The following is a 19,052-nucleotide window of genomic DNA, read 5'->3' as shown; positions in this document are numbered from 1 at the left end:
GAGGGGCCGCGTGGTTCACCGCACTTAGTTGCGCCATCGGCACCGCCATCGGCAGGCCCCGTTCGTACGACCCGGCGGTCCCCGGCCCGGCCGGGGGGGCCGGCGCGCCGGCCCCGACCGCGGGGGCGACCGACGACGAGGGGCCCTCCCGCGACCACCAGCCGCTCCCGCCGCTGGCCGGTGCCGCTGCCGGGGCGAGCACGTCCTCGGCGCGTACCGGCACCTGGTGGGTCTGGCGGGGCACCGTGGTCGGACGGCGTCCGGCGACCGGCAGATCCGCCGGCCCCGGATCGGCCGGAGCGACCGGGCGAGGCGTCGCGACGGCGCGCGGCGACGGCACCGGATCCAGGCTCGGCGGCGGCGCTTCGGCGAGCAGCGGACGCGGCAGGCGTACCCGGGCCACCAGTCCACCGGCACCGCCGTGCAACCGCACCTCGATGCCGTGCCGAGCGGCGAGGTGACTGACCACGAACAGACCCATCCGCTCGACCGTCGCCACGTCGGCGGCCGGCGGGGCGGCCAGCACCGCATTCGCCTCGGCCAGCGCCGTCGCGCTCAGCCCGAGGCCCTGGTCGGCGATCTCGATCACCGCCCCCGGCCCCTCCACCCGGGCCATCACCTGCACGATGGTGTCCGGCCGGGAGAAGGCGGTCGCGTTCTCCAGCAACTCGGCCAGCAGGTGCACCAGCTCACCCACCGCGTGCCCGACCACGTGCAGATCCGCCAGCGCCTCGTGCCGCACCCGCTGGTACTGCTCGATCTCGGCGCTGGCCGCCAGCAGCACCGCGCTCAGCCCGATCGGCCGGTTCCACCGGCGGGTCGACTCGGTACCGGCGAGCACCAGCAGGCTCTCGTCGTTACGGCGCATCCGGGCGGCGAGGTGGTCCAGCTTGAACAGGTTCTCCAGCTGCTCGGGGTCGCCCTCCTCGCGCTCCAGGTCGTCGAGCAGCTCCAGTTGCCGCTCCACCAGCACCTGGCTGCGTCGCGCGAGATTGATGAACATCGCGTTGACGTTGCGACGCATGTTCGCCTGCTCGACGGCCACCCCGACGGCGCTGCGGTGCACCGCGACGAACGCCTCGGCCAGCTCACCGATCTCGTCGAGGGACCGCACGACCGCCGGCGAGACGTCGATCGACGGTACGCCGCCGGAGACCGACCTCAGCCGGGCCAGCGCCTCGGGCAGCTCGATCTGTGCGATCCGCAACGCCTGGGAGCGCAGCAGCCGGATCGACCGGGCCAACGACCGACCGATCAGCACCGAGATCAGCACCGCCACCAGCAGGACCGTGATGATCACGCCGACGACCAGCAGCGTCTCCCGCAGCTGGGTCTCGCTCGCGTCGTCAGCCTGCCGCGCCGAGGCCGCCAGCACACTCGCCTCGAAGCGCTGCAACAGCTCGTGGCGGGCCTCACTGGCCGTCCACCACTGCTCCGCGTCAAGCACCGCCGACCCCGACGTGCCCTGCGACAGCGCCTGCTCCTCCATCCGGGAGGCGGCGATGAAGACGGGGTCCAGGCTCATCTCGTCGTAGCGGGTCACCTGCGCGTTCGTCGCCGCGATCCGGAACGCCCCGAGCGCGGTCAGCTGACGCGCCCGCAGCTCGGGCAACTGGGCCGCGTCCTCGGAGTCGTAGCTGCCGGCCCGGGCCGCCGAGTACAGCTCCGCCCGGACCCGCGAGGAGAGTTCCTTCGCCCGGGAGAACTGCACGTAGCGCAGCACCGCGTCGTCCAGTTCCGGACGGTCGGCGCCGGGCGTCGGCTGGGCGAGCAGGTTCAGCAACGCGTCGATCGCCCGGTGGTAGTTACCGATGATGGTGTCGTCGCTGAGCAGCACCGTGGTCAGCGAGTTCCGGATGTTGTCGACCTGCTGGTACGCCTGGGAGGCCCCCCCGTAGACGTCCCGCCACGAGGCGTCCGCCTCGGCCAACGGCTCGGCCGCCGCGCGCAGCTCCGCCGCCGCCTGATCGGCGGCGTCACGATAGGGCTGCAACACGGCCAGCCGCTCCTCTCTCGCCTCCTCGTCGGCCGCGTCACGCAGCGCGCGCAGTTCCCCGGCCGTCCGGTCGCGCTCCAGCTGCAACCGGTGGGTCAGCGCGGTGATCTCGCGTCCGATGCCGACCTGCGCGGCGAAGTCACCCAGGACGTTGGCGCGGCTGACCAGGCTCTGGGTCTGCACCCCCGCCAGCACCAGGAAGGCGACCGACGGAATGACCAGCACCGTGGCCAGCTTGGTACGCATCCGCCAGTCCCGCAGGCGCAGGGCGGAGCGACGTCGGTGGGGTACCACCCGGACGTCGAACCGACGCCGGCGGTGCTGCGACACCCCGGGCGCCTGCTCCGGTCCTACACCCACCCGCTCCTCCTCCCCCACGCGTCCGCCGCGGTCCGGGGAGCGCGGTCCATCCAACCAGCCCGAGAGCAGTGTCAACGCCCTGCCCTTATGAACCGTTCAGGAAGAGTACTGCTGGTCGCAAGCCTATGCCGAGGTCGCCGAGTCTTGATCATCCGTCCGGCCGATGTCGGCCACCGCCACGGCATCGGCGATCCGGCCGGTGGCCACCAGCGCCGCGCCGGTGGCTCCGATCTCGGGGTGCCGCGCGAAGTGGACCGGCCGGGGGGCCAGCACCGCCGAGAACGCTCTCCGCCACCAGGTCGAGGCGGCTATCGCACCGCCGCCGAGGACCACCTCCACCGGCCGACCAACCGTGGACTCCAGCACCACCAGGTCATCGACGACCTGCTCGCACACCCCGTACATGAGCCCGGCCAGCATCTCCACCGCGGTGGTGCCGAAGCCCAGTTCCCGCAGCTCACCCAGCCCGGCCGGGCGAATGCCCGGCGGGCGGTCACCGCCGAAACGGACGTTGGCCGGCCGACCGCCGTCGGGCGGCAGCAGGTCCAGCGCCGCCTCCAACTCGCGGCCGGTCGGCAGCCGCAGCTCCCGGTCCGCCCAGGCGAACAGGTTCCCGCCCGAGGAGTACGCGACCCCGGTCACCACATGGTCGTGGTCGACACGGTAGCGCCACAACCGGTGCGGCAGGGCGGTCGACTCGGCGGACGTCGACATCCGCTGCAACAACCGCACCGCCGAGGACGTGCCCACGGTCACCGCCGTCCGGGTGGGGTCGACGCAGCCGGAGCCGACGTTGGAGGCGGCCCCGTCACCGAGCGGCGGGGACCACCGGGCCCGGGCCAGGGCCGGCCACCGCCGCCCGTACTCGGCGCGCAGCCTCCCGTGCCAGCCGCGTGGGGCCAACTCGGGAAGGTCGGCAGCGTCGCTGCCGGCCAACGCGCAGGCCTCCGGATCCCAGTCGAGGGTGTGCAGGTCCAGCAGGCCGGTCCCGGACGCCTGGGAAATCGACATCGGCGCCTCGGTGAGCAGCCCGCCGAGCACGTACTCGACCAGTCCGGTGAACCGGGCGACCCGGTCACCGGTGTGGTCCCGCAGCCAGGGCAGCCGCATCGACCAGTAACAGCGGTGCCACCAGGTGCCGGTGCGCTGGTGGAAGGCGTCCGGGTCGGCCGGGCCGATCGCCGTGGCCGAGGGTTCGGGCCGGGTGTCCAGCCAGGTCAGCACCGGGCCGAGCGGCTCGTCGTCGACGCCCAGCGGCACCACCGAGTGCCACTGGCCGCTGATCGCCACCAGCTCCACCCCGTCCAACCAACCCTGCCCGTGCAACTCGTCCAGGCATTCGATCAGGCAGGCCAGGTAGGCACGGGCGTCCAGGGTGCCGGCACCCTCGTCGTCGACGGTGACCACCATGCGGCGACGAGCCAACGCTCCCGGCAACGGTCGCGCGTCGTCCATCACGAGCCCACGCACCGACGAGGTGCCCAGGTCCAGCGCGAGAATCTTCATCGCGGGTCAACGTACCCGGTGATCGTGACGCGACAACGCTGCCGGGCACCGGGTCCGCCGATCGGCTTCCGCGCCGACCGTCCGACGCATAGACTGTTCGCATGCTCGCGCGATTGACCTGCTGGTGGCCCGCCGACCCGGCGGCCCTCCCCCGCGCGTAGCTTCATCCCACGCGGCCGCCCGACGAGGCGGCCGCCGGTCATGTCCCCGGAGCCGCCCCCGACAGCGGTCACCGGCCCGAGGAGACCGATGCACCAGCTCACCGACCTGCTCACCACGCTCGCCGCCGGCCTCGACCCCGGCCCGTTCGCCCTGTTACGCCGCGACGGCGCCGAGCATCTCGACCTGTTCACCGGCACCGTGACGACCGTCGACCGGCTCGCCGACCTTCCCCTGCCCGCCGCCACCGCCGGCCCGGCGACGCTGGCCCTGGTGCCGTACCGGCAGATCGCCGAGCGGGGCTTCGCCTGTGCGGACGACGGGGTACCGCTGGAATGCCTCCGCATCGACCGCCACCACCGGCTGCCGTTGGCCGGCGTGCTGGACGCGCTGCCGACCGCGCCCGTCCGCACCACCGGCGCCGCCTTCGACATCAGCGACGACGAGTACGCCGCCATCGTGGCCCGGGTGCTGACCGACGAGATCGGCCACGGCGAGGGCGCCAACTTCGTCATCCACCGCTCCCTGCGCGCCCAGGTGCAGGGTGCCCCGCTGGCCGCCGCGCTGGCCGCGCTGCGCTCGCTGCTGATCCGGGAGCGCGGAGCGTACTGGACGTTCGTGGTGCACACCGGGACGCGCACCCTGGTCGGCGCCAGCCCGGAGCGGCACGTCAGCGTCGACGACGGTCTGGTGCTGATGAACCCGATCAGCGGCACCTTCCGGCACACCGGCGCCGCCGCCGACCGGGCCGCGCTGCTGCGCTTCCTCGCCGACACCAAGGAGACCGAGGAGCTGTACATGGTCCTCGACGAGGAGTTGAAGATGATGGCCACCGTCGCGGAGCACGGCGGGCAGGTGGTCGGGCCGTACCTGAAGGAGATGTCGCACCTGGCGCACACGGAGTACCTGCTGGCCGGACGGGGCACGAAGGACGTACGCGAGGTGCTGCGGGAGACGATGTTCGCGCCGACGGTGACCGGCAGCCCGATGGAGAACGCCTGTCGGGTGATCGCCCGGCACGAACGCACCGGACGCCGCTACTACTCCGGGGTACTGGCCCTGCTCGGCCACGACGAGACGGGCCGGCAGACCCTCGACGCACCCATCCTGATCCGTACCGCCGAGATCTCTGCCGCCGGTGAGCTGCGGGTACCGGTCGGCGCGACCCTGGTCCGCCACTCCACCCCCGCCGCCGAGGTAGCGGAGACACACGCCAAGGCCGCCGGGGTGCTGGCCGCCCTCGGTCTCGGACCGCAGGCGCCGGCCGCGCCGCACCCCACACACCGGCTGGCCGATGATCCGCAGGTGCGCGCGGCACTCGCCGCCCGCAACGCCCCGTTGGCCCGGTTCTGGCTGGACCAGCGGCCACCGGGCGCGCTGGCCCTGCCCGCCCTCGCCGGCCGCCGGGCCCTCATCGTCGACGGGGAGGACACCTTCACCGGGATGCTGGCCCACCAGCTCGGCGCCCTCGGCCTGTCGGTGACCGTCCGGCCGTGGCAGGACGAACAGCCGGTCCGGGCGTACGACCTGGTGGTGGTCGGCCCGGGCCCGGGTGACCCGACCGGCGACACGGAGAAGATGACCAGGCTGCGTGTCCTGCTCACGGAGTTGCTGGACGCCGGGCACCCGACGCTCGCCGTCTGTCTGGGCCACCAGCTCCTCGCCGGTCTGCTCGGGTTGTCCGTGCACCGCCGGGACGCGCCCTACCAGGGGCTGCAACGCACGGTCCCCCTGTTCGGCACGCCCCGCCGGGTCGGCTTCTACGCCACCTTCACGGCTCGCGCCACCGCTGACCGCCACGACGGGCCGTACGGGCCGGTGGAGCTGGCCCGCGACGAGGCCGACGGCGCGGTACACGCCCTGCGGGGCCGCGGCTTCGCCGGCGTGCAGTTCCATCCCGAATCGGTGCTCAGCCCGGACGGCGTGCCGGTGCTGACCGAGCTGCTGCGCGACCTGCTGCCGGCACCGGCCGGCGAGTTGTCCCCGGCGGCGCAGGCATAGCCGGCCCGATCCCGGGTAGCGCTGTGGACAGCCGACTGTCCGGGCGGGTCTGAGAGCCCCCGCCCGGACCGTCGGTCCTTCTGCCCTGGACCGCTCAGCCGGCCAGGCCCTGCTTGAGCGCCGCGCCGATGTGTACCGCCCGCTTGGCGGTCAGCGCCATCGCCCCCAGCGCGACGTGGTCGGGTGCGATCTCGCCGTTGTTGCTGGTGTGCGAGGCACCGTACGGGTTGCCGGCGGTGAACTGGCTCGGCTCGGTGTACCCGGGGGCGACCACGATCCCGCCCCAGTGGTAGAAGACGTGGAACAGCGAGAGCAGCGTCGACTCCTGCCCACCGTGCTCGGTGGCGGTGGAGGTGAAGGCCGAGTAGACCTTGTTCGCCAGCGCCCCCTGGCCCCACAGCGGGCCGGTGGTGTCGATGAACTGCTTGAGCTGGGCGGAGACCAGGCCGTAGCGGGTCGGCGAACCGAAGATCACCACGTCCGCCCAGCTCAGGTCGTCCGGCTGTGCCTCCTCCACATCCTGGGTCTCCATCCGGTGCGCATGCCATCCCGAGTTGGAGCGGATCGCCTCGTCCGGTGCCAGCTCGCGTACCTTGCGCAGCCGCACCTCCGCACCCGCCTCACCGGCGGCCTCGCAGGCCGCCTGCGCCATCTGGTAGGTGATGCCCGTGGCGCTGTAGTAGATCACCGCCACCTTGACCTGTGCCGCCATCGCTCGTCCTTTCTTTCGGGATCAGCTTCGGCGACTACCCGATGATTGCGCCGACAAACACCGGCGGTGTCCACCGATACAGGCGGCATAATTTCGGTGGCCGGCACCGGCGGCGAGCTGGCAGGCTGACCGGTGATGGAGATCAGGATCGCGACCGCCGATGACTGGCCCGGAATCTGGCCGTTCCTGCGGGAGATCGTCGCCGCGGGTGAGACGTACACCTGGCCCCGGGACGTCGACGAGGCGCGGGCTCGGCAGATGTGGCTGGTGCCTCCGCCAGGGCGCACCGTGGTCGCCGTCGACCGGGACGGCACGGTCCTCGGCTCGGCCAAGTTGACCCCCAACCAGCTCGGCCCCGGGGCGCACGTCGCCAACGCCAGTTTCATGGTCGCCCCGGCGGCGGCCGGGCGCGGGATCGGGCGGGCTCTCGGCGAACACGTGCTGGGTCTGGCCCGCGCCGACGGCTACCGGGCGATGCAGTTCAACGCGGTGGTGGCGGTCAACACCCGCGCGGTGGCGCTGTGGCGGTCGCTCGGCTTCGAGGTGGTGGGGCGGATCCCGGAGGGCTTCCGACACTCCGCCGAGGGCTACGTCGACCTGCTCGTGATGTATCGGCGACTCTGAGCGGCGCGACGACCGTCGCGCAGCGCCGGATAGCCTGGGCCGGTGATGTTGCCCCTGCCGACCGGCGAGTTCCAGGCGTACCTGTTCGACTGCGACGGCACGATCGTCGACTCGATGCCCCAGCACTACACCGCGTGGCGGGACACCCTCGACCGGTGGGACTGCGCCTTCCCCGAGGACCTCTTCTACGCCTGGGCCGGGCGGCCGACCGCGGACATCGTGGTCGCCCTGAACGAACAGCACGGCCTGGACATGCCGGTGGAGGCGGTCGTCGCCCACCGCGAGACGCGTTTCCAGCAACTGCTGCCGACCGCCGCCGGCATCCCCGGTGTGCTGCAACACATCGACGAAGCGCACGGACGCGTCCCGTTCGCCGTGGTCTCCGGCAGCACCCGGGAGGCGGTCACCGCCTCGCTCGACGCGCTGGGCATCCTCGACCGCTTCGACGTCCTGGTCTGCGCGGGCGACTACGCCCGCCCGAAGCCCGACCCGGAGCCGTTCCTGCGCGCCGCCGAACTGCTCGGCGTACCACCGAGGTCCTGCCTGGTCTTCGAGGACGCGGACCTGGGCATCGAGGCGGCGACCGCGGCGGGCATGGCCGCCGTCCGGGTGCCGCAACCGCGCCGGGGCTGACCGCGAGCCCGCCCCCGGCTTGCTCAAGATATCCGCAAGTTGCGTGGTTCACAGTTCTCGTACAGGTAGGAAAACGTCATCCTGATGGCACCGGTGCCGGCGATCCCGTCGCCGCCCCGCACCGGTCGACCTGAACGGGGGATCGCGCTTCGCCACCAATGACGTTGGCGTAGCGCGATCAGGGGAGCCGCTCGGACACCGGGCAGGTCGTGTTGTCAGTGCCCGCGCCTATGCTGCCGTCGACCAGCGAGTGGAAGGCGGCCGACGACGTGGCACGTCCCGGGACGATCGCACTGAGCGGCTCCGAGGCCCTCGCGCTGCGGATGACCAGCCTGCTGTTGCGCCCTCATCCCAACGCCGCCGCGCCGACGACGGTGGCAGACGTGGTGGAGTGGTTCGGCGCCATGCAGGCACAGGACCTGGCCAGCGGCGCGTGGTCGCTGGGCGTACGGCTGCCCGGGTCGACCCACACCGACGTGCATGCCGCGTTGGAGCGCCGGGAGGCACTGCGGACCTGGCCGATGCGCGGCACCATCCACCTGGTGCCGGCCCGCGACGCCCGTTGGCTGCTGGAGCTGACCGGCGTACGCGCGCTCAGCGGCGCGGCGAAGCGACGTGAGTTCCTCGGCCTGGCGGAGGCGGAAGCGGACCGCGCGGTAGACGTACTGGGTGCGGCCCTCGCCGGAGGCGGCCGGCTGACCCGCGCCGAGTGCGTGGCCGCGCTGGTGGCGGCCGACATCGCCGCCGCCGGTGCGGAGCTGACCACCGTCCTGGTCGACGGCGTCGAGTCGGTGCTGCACACGCCGCTGCTGGACGCGCCCCGCGCCGTGGTGGACGACGTGCTGACCCTGCCCGGCTTCGACGAGTACCTGCTCGGCTACAAGGACCGCGCGCTGATGCTCGACCCGGAGCACAAGCAGGCCATCATTCCCGGCGGCAACGGCGTCTTCCAGGCCACCGTCGTGGTCGGTGGCCGGGTGGTCGGCACCTGGAAACGGAGCCTGACCAGGACCCGCGTCACCCTCACCGTGCAACCGCTGGCCGACCTCGGCCCGGCCCGCCGCGAGCAGGTCGAGCAGGCGCTGCACCGGTACGCCGACTTCCTCGCCCTGCCGCCCCGGGTCAACTGGAGCGACTGAACCGCGAGGCGACCACGGCGCTCAGGCTGGCGAGTCCCGCCAGCACCGCGACCGACCCGCCCGGCCCGAGCGACGGACGGACCGCAGGGACGACCGGGCCGAGGAACACGTCGGCGTAGTTGGTCATGACAACGACGGCGGCCACGATCGTGCCGACACCGAACCCACCGGCCACCAGCGACAGCCATCCTCGACGGCCTGGCTGGACGATCGTCCACACGGTGACCACGTTGAGTAGAACGGCCGCGCCGGCATACCAGCCCCACCCCGGGAACTCGGTGAGGCGTACGGCCCGGTCGCCGTACCAGGCCCAGGGCAGGCCGAAGGCCGCGATGAGGGTTCCTGCCGCGCCAGCGACGGCGGCGGCTCGAATGACGACCTTCGACATCACGTCTTCCCACGGGTCTACGGGCCATGACGGCTGCGCGGTGCCCACCCAGGCTGATCCGGCACTCCGACTGAGGATCCCACGACGGGTTTCGCCGTGACGGCACTTGTGCCCGAGCCGTCAAAAGCGAGATCATCACGCATGCTCGACCCCTCACCCGAGGACGACGGGACTTCGCCGACTGTTCCGACGCCGGCCTTCGTGGGTCGCGATCGGGAGATGGCGGCGCTGCGGGGCGCCGTGGCCCGGCCACCGGCGATCGTGCTGGTGGAGGGCGAGGCGGGGATCGGGAAGAGCCGGCTGCTGCGAGAGTGGTTGGCGGTGCCGGACCAGCGCACCGCCTTGGTCTCGGTGTGCCCACCGCTTCGCGAGTCGCTGACCTTGGGACCGATCGTCGACGCATTCCGTGGGGTCGACACTCCGGTGTCGCGATTGCCGCTCACCGCGCTCGCGGGTGCGTTACGGCCCCTGTTCCCTGAGTGGTCCTCGGACCTGCCGCCCGCGCTGCAACCCTTGGACGATGCGAAGGCGGCACGGCATCGCCTGTTCCGCGCCCTGGACGAGCTGCTGCGGGCGCTGCGGGTCGACGTTCTCGTGCTCGAGGACGCTCACTGGGCCGACGAGGTGACCTTGGAGTTCCTGCTGTTCGTCACCTCCCGGCAGCAAACGGACGGGCCAAGCCTGGTGATCTCCTATCGGCCGGAGGAGGTGGGCGACGGGTCGCTGTTGCTGCGGCTGACGTCCCGGTTGCCTGCGGGCGTGACCCAGCTGAGGATCGCCCTGGCCCCGATGCGACCCGACGACACGGCAGCGCTGGTGTCCTCGATGCTGGACGGCAACCCGGTATCGCACGAGTTCGCGACGTTCCTGCACGAGCGGACCGGTGGCGTTCCGCTGGCACTGGAGGAGTCGGTACGCCTCGCGTGCGACCGTGCCGACCTCGTCTTCCGCGACGGGCAGTGGGTCCGGCTCAAGCTGCGCGAGCTACGGGTGCCGCCAACGGTGCGCGACTCCACCCGGGAGCGGGTGGGCCGGCTGTCGCCGCCGGCACAGCAGGTGTTGCGGGCCGCGGCCACGTTGGCCGAACGGTCATCGGTGGCCACGATCGCGGCGACCGCCGGCCTGTCACCCGCCGCGTGTCAGGACGCCATCGCGGAGGCGGCCGACGCCGGCGTCCTGGACGCGGGCGACCGCGGCCAGTGGCGGTTCCGGCATGTGCTGGCAGCCACGGCTGTCTACGAAGCGATCCCGTTGACCGACCGTAGACGCCTTCACCTGCTGGCTGGCCGCGCTTTGGAGAACATCCATCCGCAGCCGGTGGCACGCCTTGCCCACCACTTCCGTGAGGCGGGCGAAACCCGGTGCTGGGCGCGCTACGCCGAGCAGGGTGCCGAGCGGGCCGTAGCCTCGGGTGACCACACCAAGGCGGTCGACTTGCTCGTCGAACTGTTGCGGTATGCCGTGCTGCCGGCGGTGGATCGGACCCGGGTCGCGCGCATCGCCGGAGTTGCCGCACTGGGCCGTCGTGAACCGGTCGACGAGGTCTACCACCGTGTGATCCGTACTCTGCGCTCGGTGCTGGAGACCCCCGGCCTCTCCGCCCGCCAGCAGGCCGAGATCCGCAATCCCCTGGGTCGGCTCCTGATCCGCGGGGGCGAGGCGCAGGCCGCACTCAGCGAGCTGGAGCAGGCGGTGGCCAACCTCGACCACGACCCGGTCGAGGCGGCTCGGGCGATGACCTACCTCGGATGGGCCTATGCGGGACCGTGGCCGGCGTCGACTCATCGGCGTTGGCTTGATCGCGCCGCTGAACTCACCACGGAAGTCGACTCTCCCGCAGAGCGGCTGAACCTGGCCGGCAACCGGGCCGCGGCGTTGCTCATGCTCGGCGAAGCGGAGGCCTGGGACGTCGTCGCTGACCTACCCGTCGACGGTGCGACCTCGGCGGAGCGTCTCGACGTGGCCCGCATCCACACGAATGTCGGGACGGGCGCGCTGATCTGGGGTCGGTACGCCGACGCTGAGGAACACCTCGCCGTGGCGATCCGCCTTGCGGAGGCCGAGCAGGCGTCCCGGTTGCAGCATAATGTCCGACTCGAACAGGCCAACCTGGCGTGGCTCACCGGCCGGTGGGAGGGGCTCGCGGACCGCAGCGCGGCACTCGCCGACGCCGACCGGGACCGGCCGGCGCACTACCTCGGCAGTATCCGGCTCGCGGCGCGGCTGGCAGCCGCAACCGGACGGCGGCGGGCCGCGGAGGAGCAGTTCCGCCTGGTTCTCGAGGAGGCCGCCCGTCTCGGCGCAGCCGACGACACGATGGAGGCCGCCGCTGCGCTTGCCAAACTGTGGCTGGCGGACGGAAACAGCGGCCGGGCGCTGCAGGTCACGAACGAGCCGATGGACACCGTCCGGAGAAAGGGCATCTGGATCTGGGCGACCGACCTCGTGCCCGCCCGGATCGAGGCGCACCTCGCCGCCGGCGACCTCGCGACCGCGACCCGCCTGGGCGACCAGCTCGCCAGGGGACTGCGTGGCCGAACGGCGCCTGCGCCCCGCGCCGCGCTCGCCGTGTGCCGTGCTCTGCTGCTCGCCGCGGCCGGAGACCACGCTCGCGCGGCGACGGCACACGACCGGGCGGCGCGCGCCTGGAGCGCGTTGCCGCGCCCCTACGACGCCATGCTCGCCCGGGAGCGTCAGGCCGAGGCGCTCATCGCGCAGGGCCAGATCGAACACGGCCGGGAGCTGCTGGCCGCACAGTACGAGCAGCTGTTCAGGCTCGGGGCTCGCGGCGACGCAGACCGTGTCGCACAGCGGCTTCGCGAACACGGTGCCGAGGTCCCGCGACTGTGGCGCGGTGGCCGACGAGGGTACGGCGACCAGCTCTCACCGCGCGAGCTCGACGTGGTTCAACTGGTTGTCGCCGGCAAGACCAACCGGGAGATCAGCCGGATCCTGGCCAAGTCCCCGGCCACGGTGGATCAACAGCTGCGTGCGGCGATGCGCAAGCTGAAGGTGACCTCCCGGACTGCGCTCGCGGTCAAGGCAGTCGAGGCCGGAGTGTTCGCCGAAGAGGACTTTCTCGACGCCCCGTCGTGAAAATTGACGTATCCGCTGGATAGCGACGACCACTCGGTCCCCCCGAGCATGGCTCCATGATCCATCGCCCTATGGCAATGCATGCCTGAGCAACCATCCGCGCGTGACGATGCCGCCACCGAGCACCCGCCAGCAACCGAGCTGCTCCGCGAGCCGCGCGTCAGTGCCCCCGACGCCCACGACGCCGACGGTGGCGACGACCACAACAACCACGACCCCTACCAACCCCTGTAGGCCGAAGGATCGACATGAAACTCAAAGCCCTCGCGGCTACGCTGGCCGCAGCAGTCGGTTTGAGCGTGATCCAGGCATCACCGGCGTCCGCCGCCGTGCCGGATCCAGGTGCCGCCGCCGACAAGATCGCCTCGGATCTGAAGGACCGGTTCCGCACGGCTCCGGCTGCTGACTTCTGGATCACGTTCGACACCGCAGCCGACCTAGAGCCGGCGAAGAAGATCACCGACTGGAACGCTCGCGGTCAGTTCGTCTACGACGCGCTGGTCACAGCGGCGAAGAACTCCCTGGCGTCCGTCTCGGCCGAGCTCGACCGGGCGGGCGTCGAATACACCTCCTACCCGATCGTCAACAAGGTGCTCGTGAAGGGGGGCAACGAGAAGCTCGCCCTCGACGTGGCCACGAAGGTGCAGGTCGCCGAGATCCAGGCGACGCCGCAGGTCGCGCTGATCGAGCCCGTCGACGAGAAGGGCCTGGCTGACCGGGCTGCCCGCCCCGCCGACCCGAAGGCCACCGACGATGAAGGCGCCTCCACGTGGGGTCTCGACGCCATCCACGCTCCGCAGGCGTGGGCCATGGGCGCCACCGGTGCGGGCATCACCGTGTCCAACCTCGACTCGGGCGTCCAATTCGACCACCCCGCGCTGATGCACCAGTACCGCGGCACGAAGCCCGACGGCACCTTCGACCACAACTACAACTGGATGGCCACCCGGGGCACGTGCACGGGCGCACCCTGCGACGACGACGGACACGGCACGCACACCATGGGCACCATGGTCGGCGACGACGGCACCAACCACGTCGGTGTCGCCCCGGACGCGCAGTGGATCGCGACGAACGGCTGCTGCGAGAGCACCGGTGTCGAGTCGCTGCTGCGGTCCGGCTGGTGGCTGCTCGCCCCGACCGACGTCCACGGGGACAACCCGGACCCGTCCAAGCGCCCGCACGTCATCAACAACTCGTGGGGCCAGTCCGTCGAGCACAGCTTCGACGACTTCTTCCGGGCCATCGACGAGGCCTGGAGCGCCGCCGGCATCTTCAGCGTCTGGTCTTCGGGCAACACCGCGCCGTACGCGGCCTGCGACACCGTCTCCTCGCCCGGCTCCGCCGCGAGCGCCTACTCCGTCGGTGCCTACCGGTCGGACGGTACGCTCGCGTTGTTCTCCCGCAAGGGCGAGGGTGAAGGTGGCGAGGTCAAGCCCGAGATCTCCGCACCGGGCGAGGGCGTCCGCTCGGCCTACCCGAACAACGGCTACGCCCAGTTGTCCGGCACCTCGATGGCGGCACCCCACGTCGCCGGCGCCGTCGCGGCACTGTGGAGCTACGACCCGACCCTCATCGGGCAGGTCGAGACGGCTCGCCGCCTGCTCGCCGAGTCGGCCGTCGACGTCGACGACACCGAGTGCGGCGGCACCGCCGAGGACAACAACAAGTACGGCGAGGGGCGGCTCGACCTCGTCCGCCTGCTCGAGCTCGCGCCCCGTGAGGGCGGCACCCTCACCGGTGTCGTCACCGCCGACGGCGCCCCGGTCTCCGCCGCCAAGGTGACGATCAGCGGGCCGTTCAGCCGGTCGACAAGAACCGACGAGGACGGCCGGTTCACCACGAACCTGCCGGCCGGCGACTACCAGCTCAGCACCCAGGCTTTCGGCTACCTGACCGCGACCGCGGACGTCACGATCTCCCTCGGCCAGGACACCTCCGTCAAGCTACCGCTCACGGCCGCCGCGAGGCACGACGTCAGCGGCAGGGTCGTCGATGAGAAGAAGCGGCCCGTACCGAACGCCGACGTCTCCGTCCGGGACACGCCGCTGAAGCCGGTACGCACGGACGCCAACGGCGCGTTCACGATCGGCGCCGTACCCGAGGGCGGGTACACGCTGGACGTCAAGCCCAACGCCTGCTTCGCGCCCGCGACCGTCCCGCTGACCGTCGGCGCGCAGAACGAGTCGCGTGAGATAACCGTCGGGCTCGTCGTTGACGAGGGCGGTTACAGCTGCGCCGTCTCCGACGGCGAGTACCTGCGCGGCACCGACCCGGTCGCGTTCACAAGTGGCGTGTGGGCGACGGTGCAGCTGCCGTTCCCGGTCGCGCTCTACAACGGCAGCCACGACACCCTCAGTGTCAGCCGGCGCGGCGTGATCTCCCCGGACACCAGCACCGGACCCGGGTTCGGCGGCGCGGGAGTCTTCCCGTTCTACGTCCAGAGCCCCGTCGAGTTCGCCCCTGGCGGCGGAGTCTTCACGGCGGCCACCAAGGTCAACGGCGAGGACGCGTTCGTCGTCGAGTTCCGCAAGGCCAGGATCTGGGCCTATCCGACCCGGTCGGAGCACACCGAGCCGGTGAACTTCTCGGCCACGCTCACCCGCTCCGGCACCGTGATCTTCGGGTACGGCGACGGCGTCGGGACCGACGACCCGGTGACCGCCGGCGCCCACGCCGTCACCGGCATACAGGGCTGGGCTGGCGTCGACGGCATCCGGTTCTCCGACAGCGCCCCGGTGCTGCGCGACGGGATGATCGTCACCTACGACCTGCCTGACTTCGGGTACCTCGACACGACCGTCGTCGACCAGAACGACGGGCTGCCGGTGGCCGGGGCCAAGGTCTCTTTCACGAATCCGAATGGGCTCGTCGAGACCGTCACCACCGACGCGACGGGCATCGTGCATCGCCAGCTTCCGCTCGGCAGCTACACCATGACGGTCGACAAGTCGAACTACACGACCTCGACACACCCCTTCACCCTCGACAAGCTCTACGCGAATGCCAAGATCGACGTACGGCTGACCACGGGTGTCGCTGGCCTGAAGGCCGACGGCCTCGACGCGCTGTTGGGTACCGACCAGAACGGCGTGGGCTCGCTGACGCTCACCAACAAGGGTTCCGCCCCACTCACGTACGACCTGGGCGAGGCCGCGCGCCACCCCGACCTTGACGCCGCCGCGGCCACCAGGCGCACCGGGAAGGGTGCGGACAGCACGATCGACCTCGCCGCGTGGCGGGCGGGCGCAAGCGGCCTGAAGCCGTCGAACGTCGACGGCAAGGCAGCGACGGCGAGCGCCGCGGAAGCTCAGGCGGCCGGCAAGGTCGGCGCGACCGCGGGCGGTGACGTCATCACCCGGATCGCCATCCCGGGCACCATCGACGAGAAGGAGCCCACCGGCATCGGGTACGACGGCGACGTCTGGGTCCACGACTACTTCGCGCGGACCAACACCGCCTACACGGTGACCGGCAAGCCGACCGGGAAGGTCTTCGACGCGTCGTGGAACCCCGCGTACCGGGCGTTCGACATGGCGCTCGACACCAGGACCGGTGACATGTGTCAGATGGAGGACAGCCCCGCCAGCTTCATCCACTGCTTCGACCGGAAGACCGGGACGAAGACCCGGCAGATCAAGGGTGACTGGTCCACGCTGCAGCTGACCGGACTCGCCTACAACCCGAAGGCGGACGTGTTCTATGTCGGCGGCCGGGCGAACGGCATGATCGGAACCGTCGCCGGGACGTCGCACGACAACCCGGGTGCGTTGCTGTCCTTCTGCGCCCCACCGCTGCCCGAGGTGATTGGCCTGGCCTACAACCAGACGTCCGACACCATCTGGTACACCGACCTCACCTCGAATCGGCCCACCCGCCTGCTGCAGGTCGACCCCGACGACTGCTCGCTGGTGAACGCATGGTGGTTCCCCGACCAGAAGCCACGCCAGGGCGGCGGGCTCGAGACCGACTCGACCGGTGCGCTGTGGGCGGTGGACCAGATCGCCGATGACGTCGTGCTTGTTGACGTCGAGGACGACCTGCTGACCGACCTGCCGTGGCTGTCGCTCTCCTCGACCGGCGGAACCCTCGCCCCGGGTGAGTCGACCACCGTCAGGGTCTCGATCTCCTCGAAGGACACCAAGCCAGGAGTTCTCGGCGCGAACATCGTGGTCAGGTCCGACTCCGGACGCCAGTCCAAGACCTACATCCCGGTGACGCTCACGACCACGAAGTACCAGGTCGGCGTCAACGCCGGCGGCCCCTCCTTCACCGACGCCTCCGGCTACACCTGGTCCGGCGACCAGGCCGCGAGCAAGAGGGCGTGGGGCTACGAGGGCAAGACGAAGGTCGCCACCACGAAGGCCGGCATCGCGGGCACGACGGACGACGCCCTGTTCCAGTCGCAGCGCACCACGCGGCAGAAGGAGCTGTTCTACCGCTTCCCCGACGCGCCCAAGGGCACCTACGCGATCGACTTCGGGTTTGCCGAGATCGAGAAGGTGGCGAAGGGGAAGCGGGTGTTCGACGTCCTCGTGAACGGTTCGCTTGCGGAGTACGCGTACGACGCGGCCGCGGTCGTGGGGTCGAACACCGCCGACTGGCGCACCGCCGTCGTGCAGCACGAGGGTGGTCCGCTGACCGTGGAGCTGCGGGGCTCGAAGGGACTGAAGGCCCCGACCGTTGCCGCGCTGCGGGTGACGCGCGATCCGCGCGCGGACGCGGCGGAGCCGGAGCCCCAGCCCGAGCAGCCGGAACCGGGCCCCGTGCCGGTGGCCCCCGCCGGTCGCTCGTACTCGATGACGGTGACCGACGGGCTCTACCGCCAGGGCACCGAGGAGTCCGGGTGGCACGGCGATGACGTCTGCGGCGTGCTGTGGTTCGACTCCAGCTTCCTGTTCCCGTTCTACGACACGGCCTGGGACGGCGTGTGTGTGACGACGAACGGCATGCTTGTCTTCGACCGCTACAGCACACTCCGAAACAACACGGCTCTGCCGTCGCCGAGTCCGGTGGACGCGATCTATCCGCTCTGGGACGACCTCATCGTCGACGCCCAGGCAGGCATCTACCTCGGCACGACCCAGGTGGACGGGGTGGCGGCGCAGGTCATCGAATGGCGCGATGTCACCTTCGACAGCGACCCGACGGCTCGCGTGAGCTTCTCGGTCACCCTGGTCGCGGACGGTCGGGTCCAGATCGGGTACGGCGACGGCATCGGCGGCGACAATCCCCTCACCCGAGGGTCGTCGGCGACGGTCGGCCTGCAGAGCCTGGCGGGCAATCCCGCGAGCCAGTACTCCTTCGACGAGCCCATCCTGACGGCCGGCCTGGGGCTGGAGTACACCCTCCCGGCCGCAGGCACGATCGAGGGCACGGTCACCGACGCGAACGACAGCGAGCCGATCGCGGGTGCCATCGTCACGCTCGGCGGGCCGAGCGGCGAACGGGTCATCACCGCCGACGAGCAGGGCCGGTGGAAGGCCCAGGCGCTGGTCGGCGAGAACACCGTGCAGGTCTCGGTGCCGAACTACGTCACCGCCAGCCACCCGGTGACCATCGCCAAGAAGGATCAGGCCGAGGTGGTCGACACGGCGTTGACCACGGGCGTCGCCACCGTCACGACAGGTGACCTCGACTGGCTCCTCGACAGGGACCAGAAGGCGACGGCCGACGTGACCGTGACCAACACCGGCTCCGCCCCGCTCGAGGTGCGGATCAGCGAGCGGAAGCGCACCAGCGACGGCGGGCACGAGGCCGCCGACCTTCCGTGGCTGACCCTCACTGGCGCGGCCGCAACCGGCACGGTCGAGCTCGCGGTCGGCGAGTCCACCACGGTCACGGCGACGGCTGACAGTGCCGACGTCGAGCCCGGCCTGCTCGCCGGCGCCGTGCTCGTGGCGTCGAACGCCGGCAAGGGCGAGGCCCAGCTCAAGCCGGTCCGCATGGCGACCTCGGCCTACTGGAAGGGCGTCAACGTCGGCGGTGCCGGGTACATCGGCACCGACGGCTTCGTCTGGTCGGGGGACCAGCGGCTCGATTCGCGGCCGTGGGGCTACGTCGGCGGCAAGGCGCGTGCCACCAAGGCCGACATCGCCGGCACCGAGGACGACGCGCTGTTCCGCACCCAGCGGACCGGCAAGACGTTCAACTACGTGTTCAGGAACGCGCCCGCCGGGAAGTACCGAATCACCCTCGACTTCGCGGAGATCGAGAAGGTCAGGCCCGGCCAGCGTGCCTTCGATGTTCTGGTCGACGGCAAGGTCGCGCTACACGACCACGATGTGCAGGCGAAGGTGGGTGCGCTGACCGCCGACGTGAACACGTTCACCGTCGAGCACACCGGTGGCGATCTGAAGGTCGAGCTTCGCCGCGAGAAGGGCGAGCGCGACCCGGTCCTCAACGCCCTCAAGGTCCAGCAGGACCCGCGCCTGTGAG

The 19,052-nt window shown here is 71.3% G+C and carries 11 protein-coding genes; 7 read left to right on the top strand and 4 right to left on the bottom strand.

Annotated features, from left to right (window positions below; genetic code table 11):
* Both AC2CHE_RS18775 and AC2CHE_RS18770 read right to left on the bottom strand, forming a co-directional pair.
* A partial coding sequence (locus AC2CHE_RS18775; protein WP_484506194.1) for a sensor histidine kinase occupies positions 1 to 2,356 on the bottom strand: 2,356 nt, incomplete at its 3' end.
* 123 nt (positions 2,357 to 2,479) lie between these two features.
* Positions 2,480 to 3,862, bottom strand: coding sequence for an FGGY family carbohydrate kinase (locus AC2CHE_RS18770; RefSeq protein ID WP_484506193.1), 1,383 nt, complete (start codon positions 3,860 to 3,862; stop codon positions 2,480 to 2,482).
* Positions 3,863 to 4,111: 249 nt separating this feature from the next.
* Between AC2CHE_RS18770 and AC2CHE_RS18765 the strand changes: the two genes are divergently transcribed.
* Positions 4,112 to 6,022: an anthranilate synthase family protein gene (locus AC2CHE_RS18765; RefSeq protein WP_484506192.1), complete on the top strand. Its 1,911-nt coding sequence runs from the start codon at positions 4,112 to 4,114 to the stop codon at positions 6,020 to 6,022.
* Positions 6,023 to 6,116: 94 nt separating this feature from the next.
* Here AC2CHE_RS18765 and wrbA read toward each other — a convergent pair whose 3' ends face one another.
* The gene (gene wrbA, locus AC2CHE_RS18760) at positions 6,117 to 6,734 is read right to left on the bottom strand and encodes an NAD(P)H:quinone oxidoreductase (protein ID WP_484506191.1); all 618 of its coding nucleotides are present in this window, start codon (positions 6,732 to 6,734) and stop codon (positions 6,117 to 6,119) included.
* A 135-nt stretch (positions 6,735 to 6,869) separates the two neighbouring features.
* On the opposite strand from wrbA, the gene AC2CHE_RS18755 reads away from it, so the two are divergent.
* From AC2CHE_RS18755 to AC2CHE_RS18745, 3 genes are all read left to right on the top strand, one after another.
* Positions 6,870 to 7,358 carry a GNAT family N-acetyltransferase gene (locus AC2CHE_RS18755; RefSeq protein WP_484506190.1) on the top strand — a complete coding sequence of 163 codons (489 nt, stop codon included), beginning with the start codon at positions 6,870 to 6,872 and terminating at the stop codon, positions 7,356 to 7,358.
* A 45-nt stretch (positions 7,359 to 7,403) separates the two neighbouring features.
* Positions 7,404 to 7,991, top strand: coding sequence for an HAD family hydrolase (locus tag AC2CHE_RS18750; RefSeq protein ID WP_484506199.1), 588 nt, complete (start codon positions 7,404 to 7,406; stop codon positions 7,989 to 7,991).
* 323 nt (positions 7,992 to 8,314) lie between these two features.
* Positions 8,315 to 9,130, top strand: a complete 816-nt coding sequence (locus AC2CHE_RS18745) for a DNA glycosylase AlkZ-like family protein (protein WP_484506198.1) — start codon at positions 8,315 to 8,317, stop codon at positions 9,128 to 9,130.
* On the opposite strand, the gene AC2CHE_RS18740 is transcribed toward AC2CHE_RS18745, so the two are convergent.
* On the bottom strand, positions 9,114 to 9,518 hold the full coding sequence (locus tag AC2CHE_RS18740; protein WP_484506189.1) for a hypothetical protein: 405 nt from the start codon (positions 9,516 to 9,518) through the stop codon (positions 9,114 to 9,116). The two genes, AC2CHE_RS18745 and AC2CHE_RS18740, sit on opposite strands and share 17 nt — an antisense overlap.
* Positions 9,519 to 9,659: 141 nt before the next feature.
* On the opposite strand from AC2CHE_RS18740, the gene AC2CHE_RS18735 reads away from it, so the two are divergent.
* From AC2CHE_RS18735 to AC2CHE_RS18725, 3 genes are all read left to right on the top strand, one after another.
* Entirely contained in the window at positions 9,660 to 12,614 is a 2,955-nt protein-coding gene (locus AC2CHE_RS18735; RefSeq protein ID WP_484506188.1) for an ATP-binding protein, read from the top strand.
* Between the two features lie 81 nt (positions 12,615 to 12,695).
* The gene (locus AC2CHE_RS18730) at positions 12,696 to 12,848 is read left to right on the top strand and encodes a hypothetical protein (protein WP_484506187.1); all 153 of its coding nucleotides are present in this window, start codon (positions 12,696 to 12,698) and stop codon (positions 12,846 to 12,848) included.
* 14 nt (positions 12,849 to 12,862) lie between these two features.
* Positions 12,863 to 19,051, top strand: coding sequence for a S8 family serine peptidase (locus AC2CHE_RS18725; RefSeq protein WP_484506186.1), 6,189 nt, complete (start codon positions 12,863 to 12,865; stop codon positions 19,049 to 19,051).
* Position 19,052: the final 1 nt, after the last annotated feature.

It is taken from the genome of Micromonospora sp. ATLC16, assembly GCF_057196645.1.
This window is presented reverse-complemented; position numbering and strand designations above follow the sequence as displayed.

Bases quoted from the DNA above. Each gene is read 5' to 3' on its own strand.
- AC2CHE_RS18770 (WP_484506193.1), bottom strand. From the start codon at position 3,862: ATGAAGATTCTCGCGCTGGACCTGGGCACCTCGTCGGTGCGTGGGCTC.
- AC2CHE_RS18725 (WP_484506186.1), top strand. From the start codon at position 12,863: ATGAAACTCAAAGCCCTCGCGGCTACGCTGGCCGCAGCAGTCGGTTTG.
- wrbA (WP_484506191.1), bottom strand. From the start codon at position 6,734: ATGGCGGCACAGGTCAAGGTGGCGGTGATCTACTACAGCGCCACGGGC.
- AC2CHE_RS18745 (WP_484506198.1), top strand. From the start codon at position 8,315: ATGACCAGCCTGCTGTTGCGCCCTCATCCCAACGCCGCCGCGCCGACG.
- AC2CHE_RS18765 (WP_484506192.1), top strand. From the start codon at position 4,112: ATGCACCAGCTCACCGACCTGCTCACCACGCTCGCCGCCGGCCTCGAC.
- AC2CHE_RS18750 (WP_484506199.1), top strand. From the start codon at position 7,404: ATGTTGCCCCTGCCGACCGGCGAGTTCCAGGCGTACCTGTTCGACTGC.
- AC2CHE_RS18755 (WP_484506190.1), top strand. From the start codon at position 6,870: ATGGAGATCAGGATCGCGACCGCCGATGACTGGCCCGGAATCTGGCCG.
- AC2CHE_RS18730 (WP_484506187.1), top strand. From the start codon at position 12,696: ATGCCTGAGCAACCATCCGCGCGTGACGATGCCGCCACCGAGCACCCG.
- AC2CHE_RS18740 (WP_484506189.1), bottom strand. From the start codon at position 9,518: ATGTCGAAGGTCGTCATTCGAGCCGCCGCCGTCGCTGGCGCGGCAGGA.
- AC2CHE_RS18735 (WP_484506188.1), top strand. From the start codon at position 9,660: ATGCTCGACCCCTCACCCGAGGACGACGGGACTTCGCCGACTGTTCCG.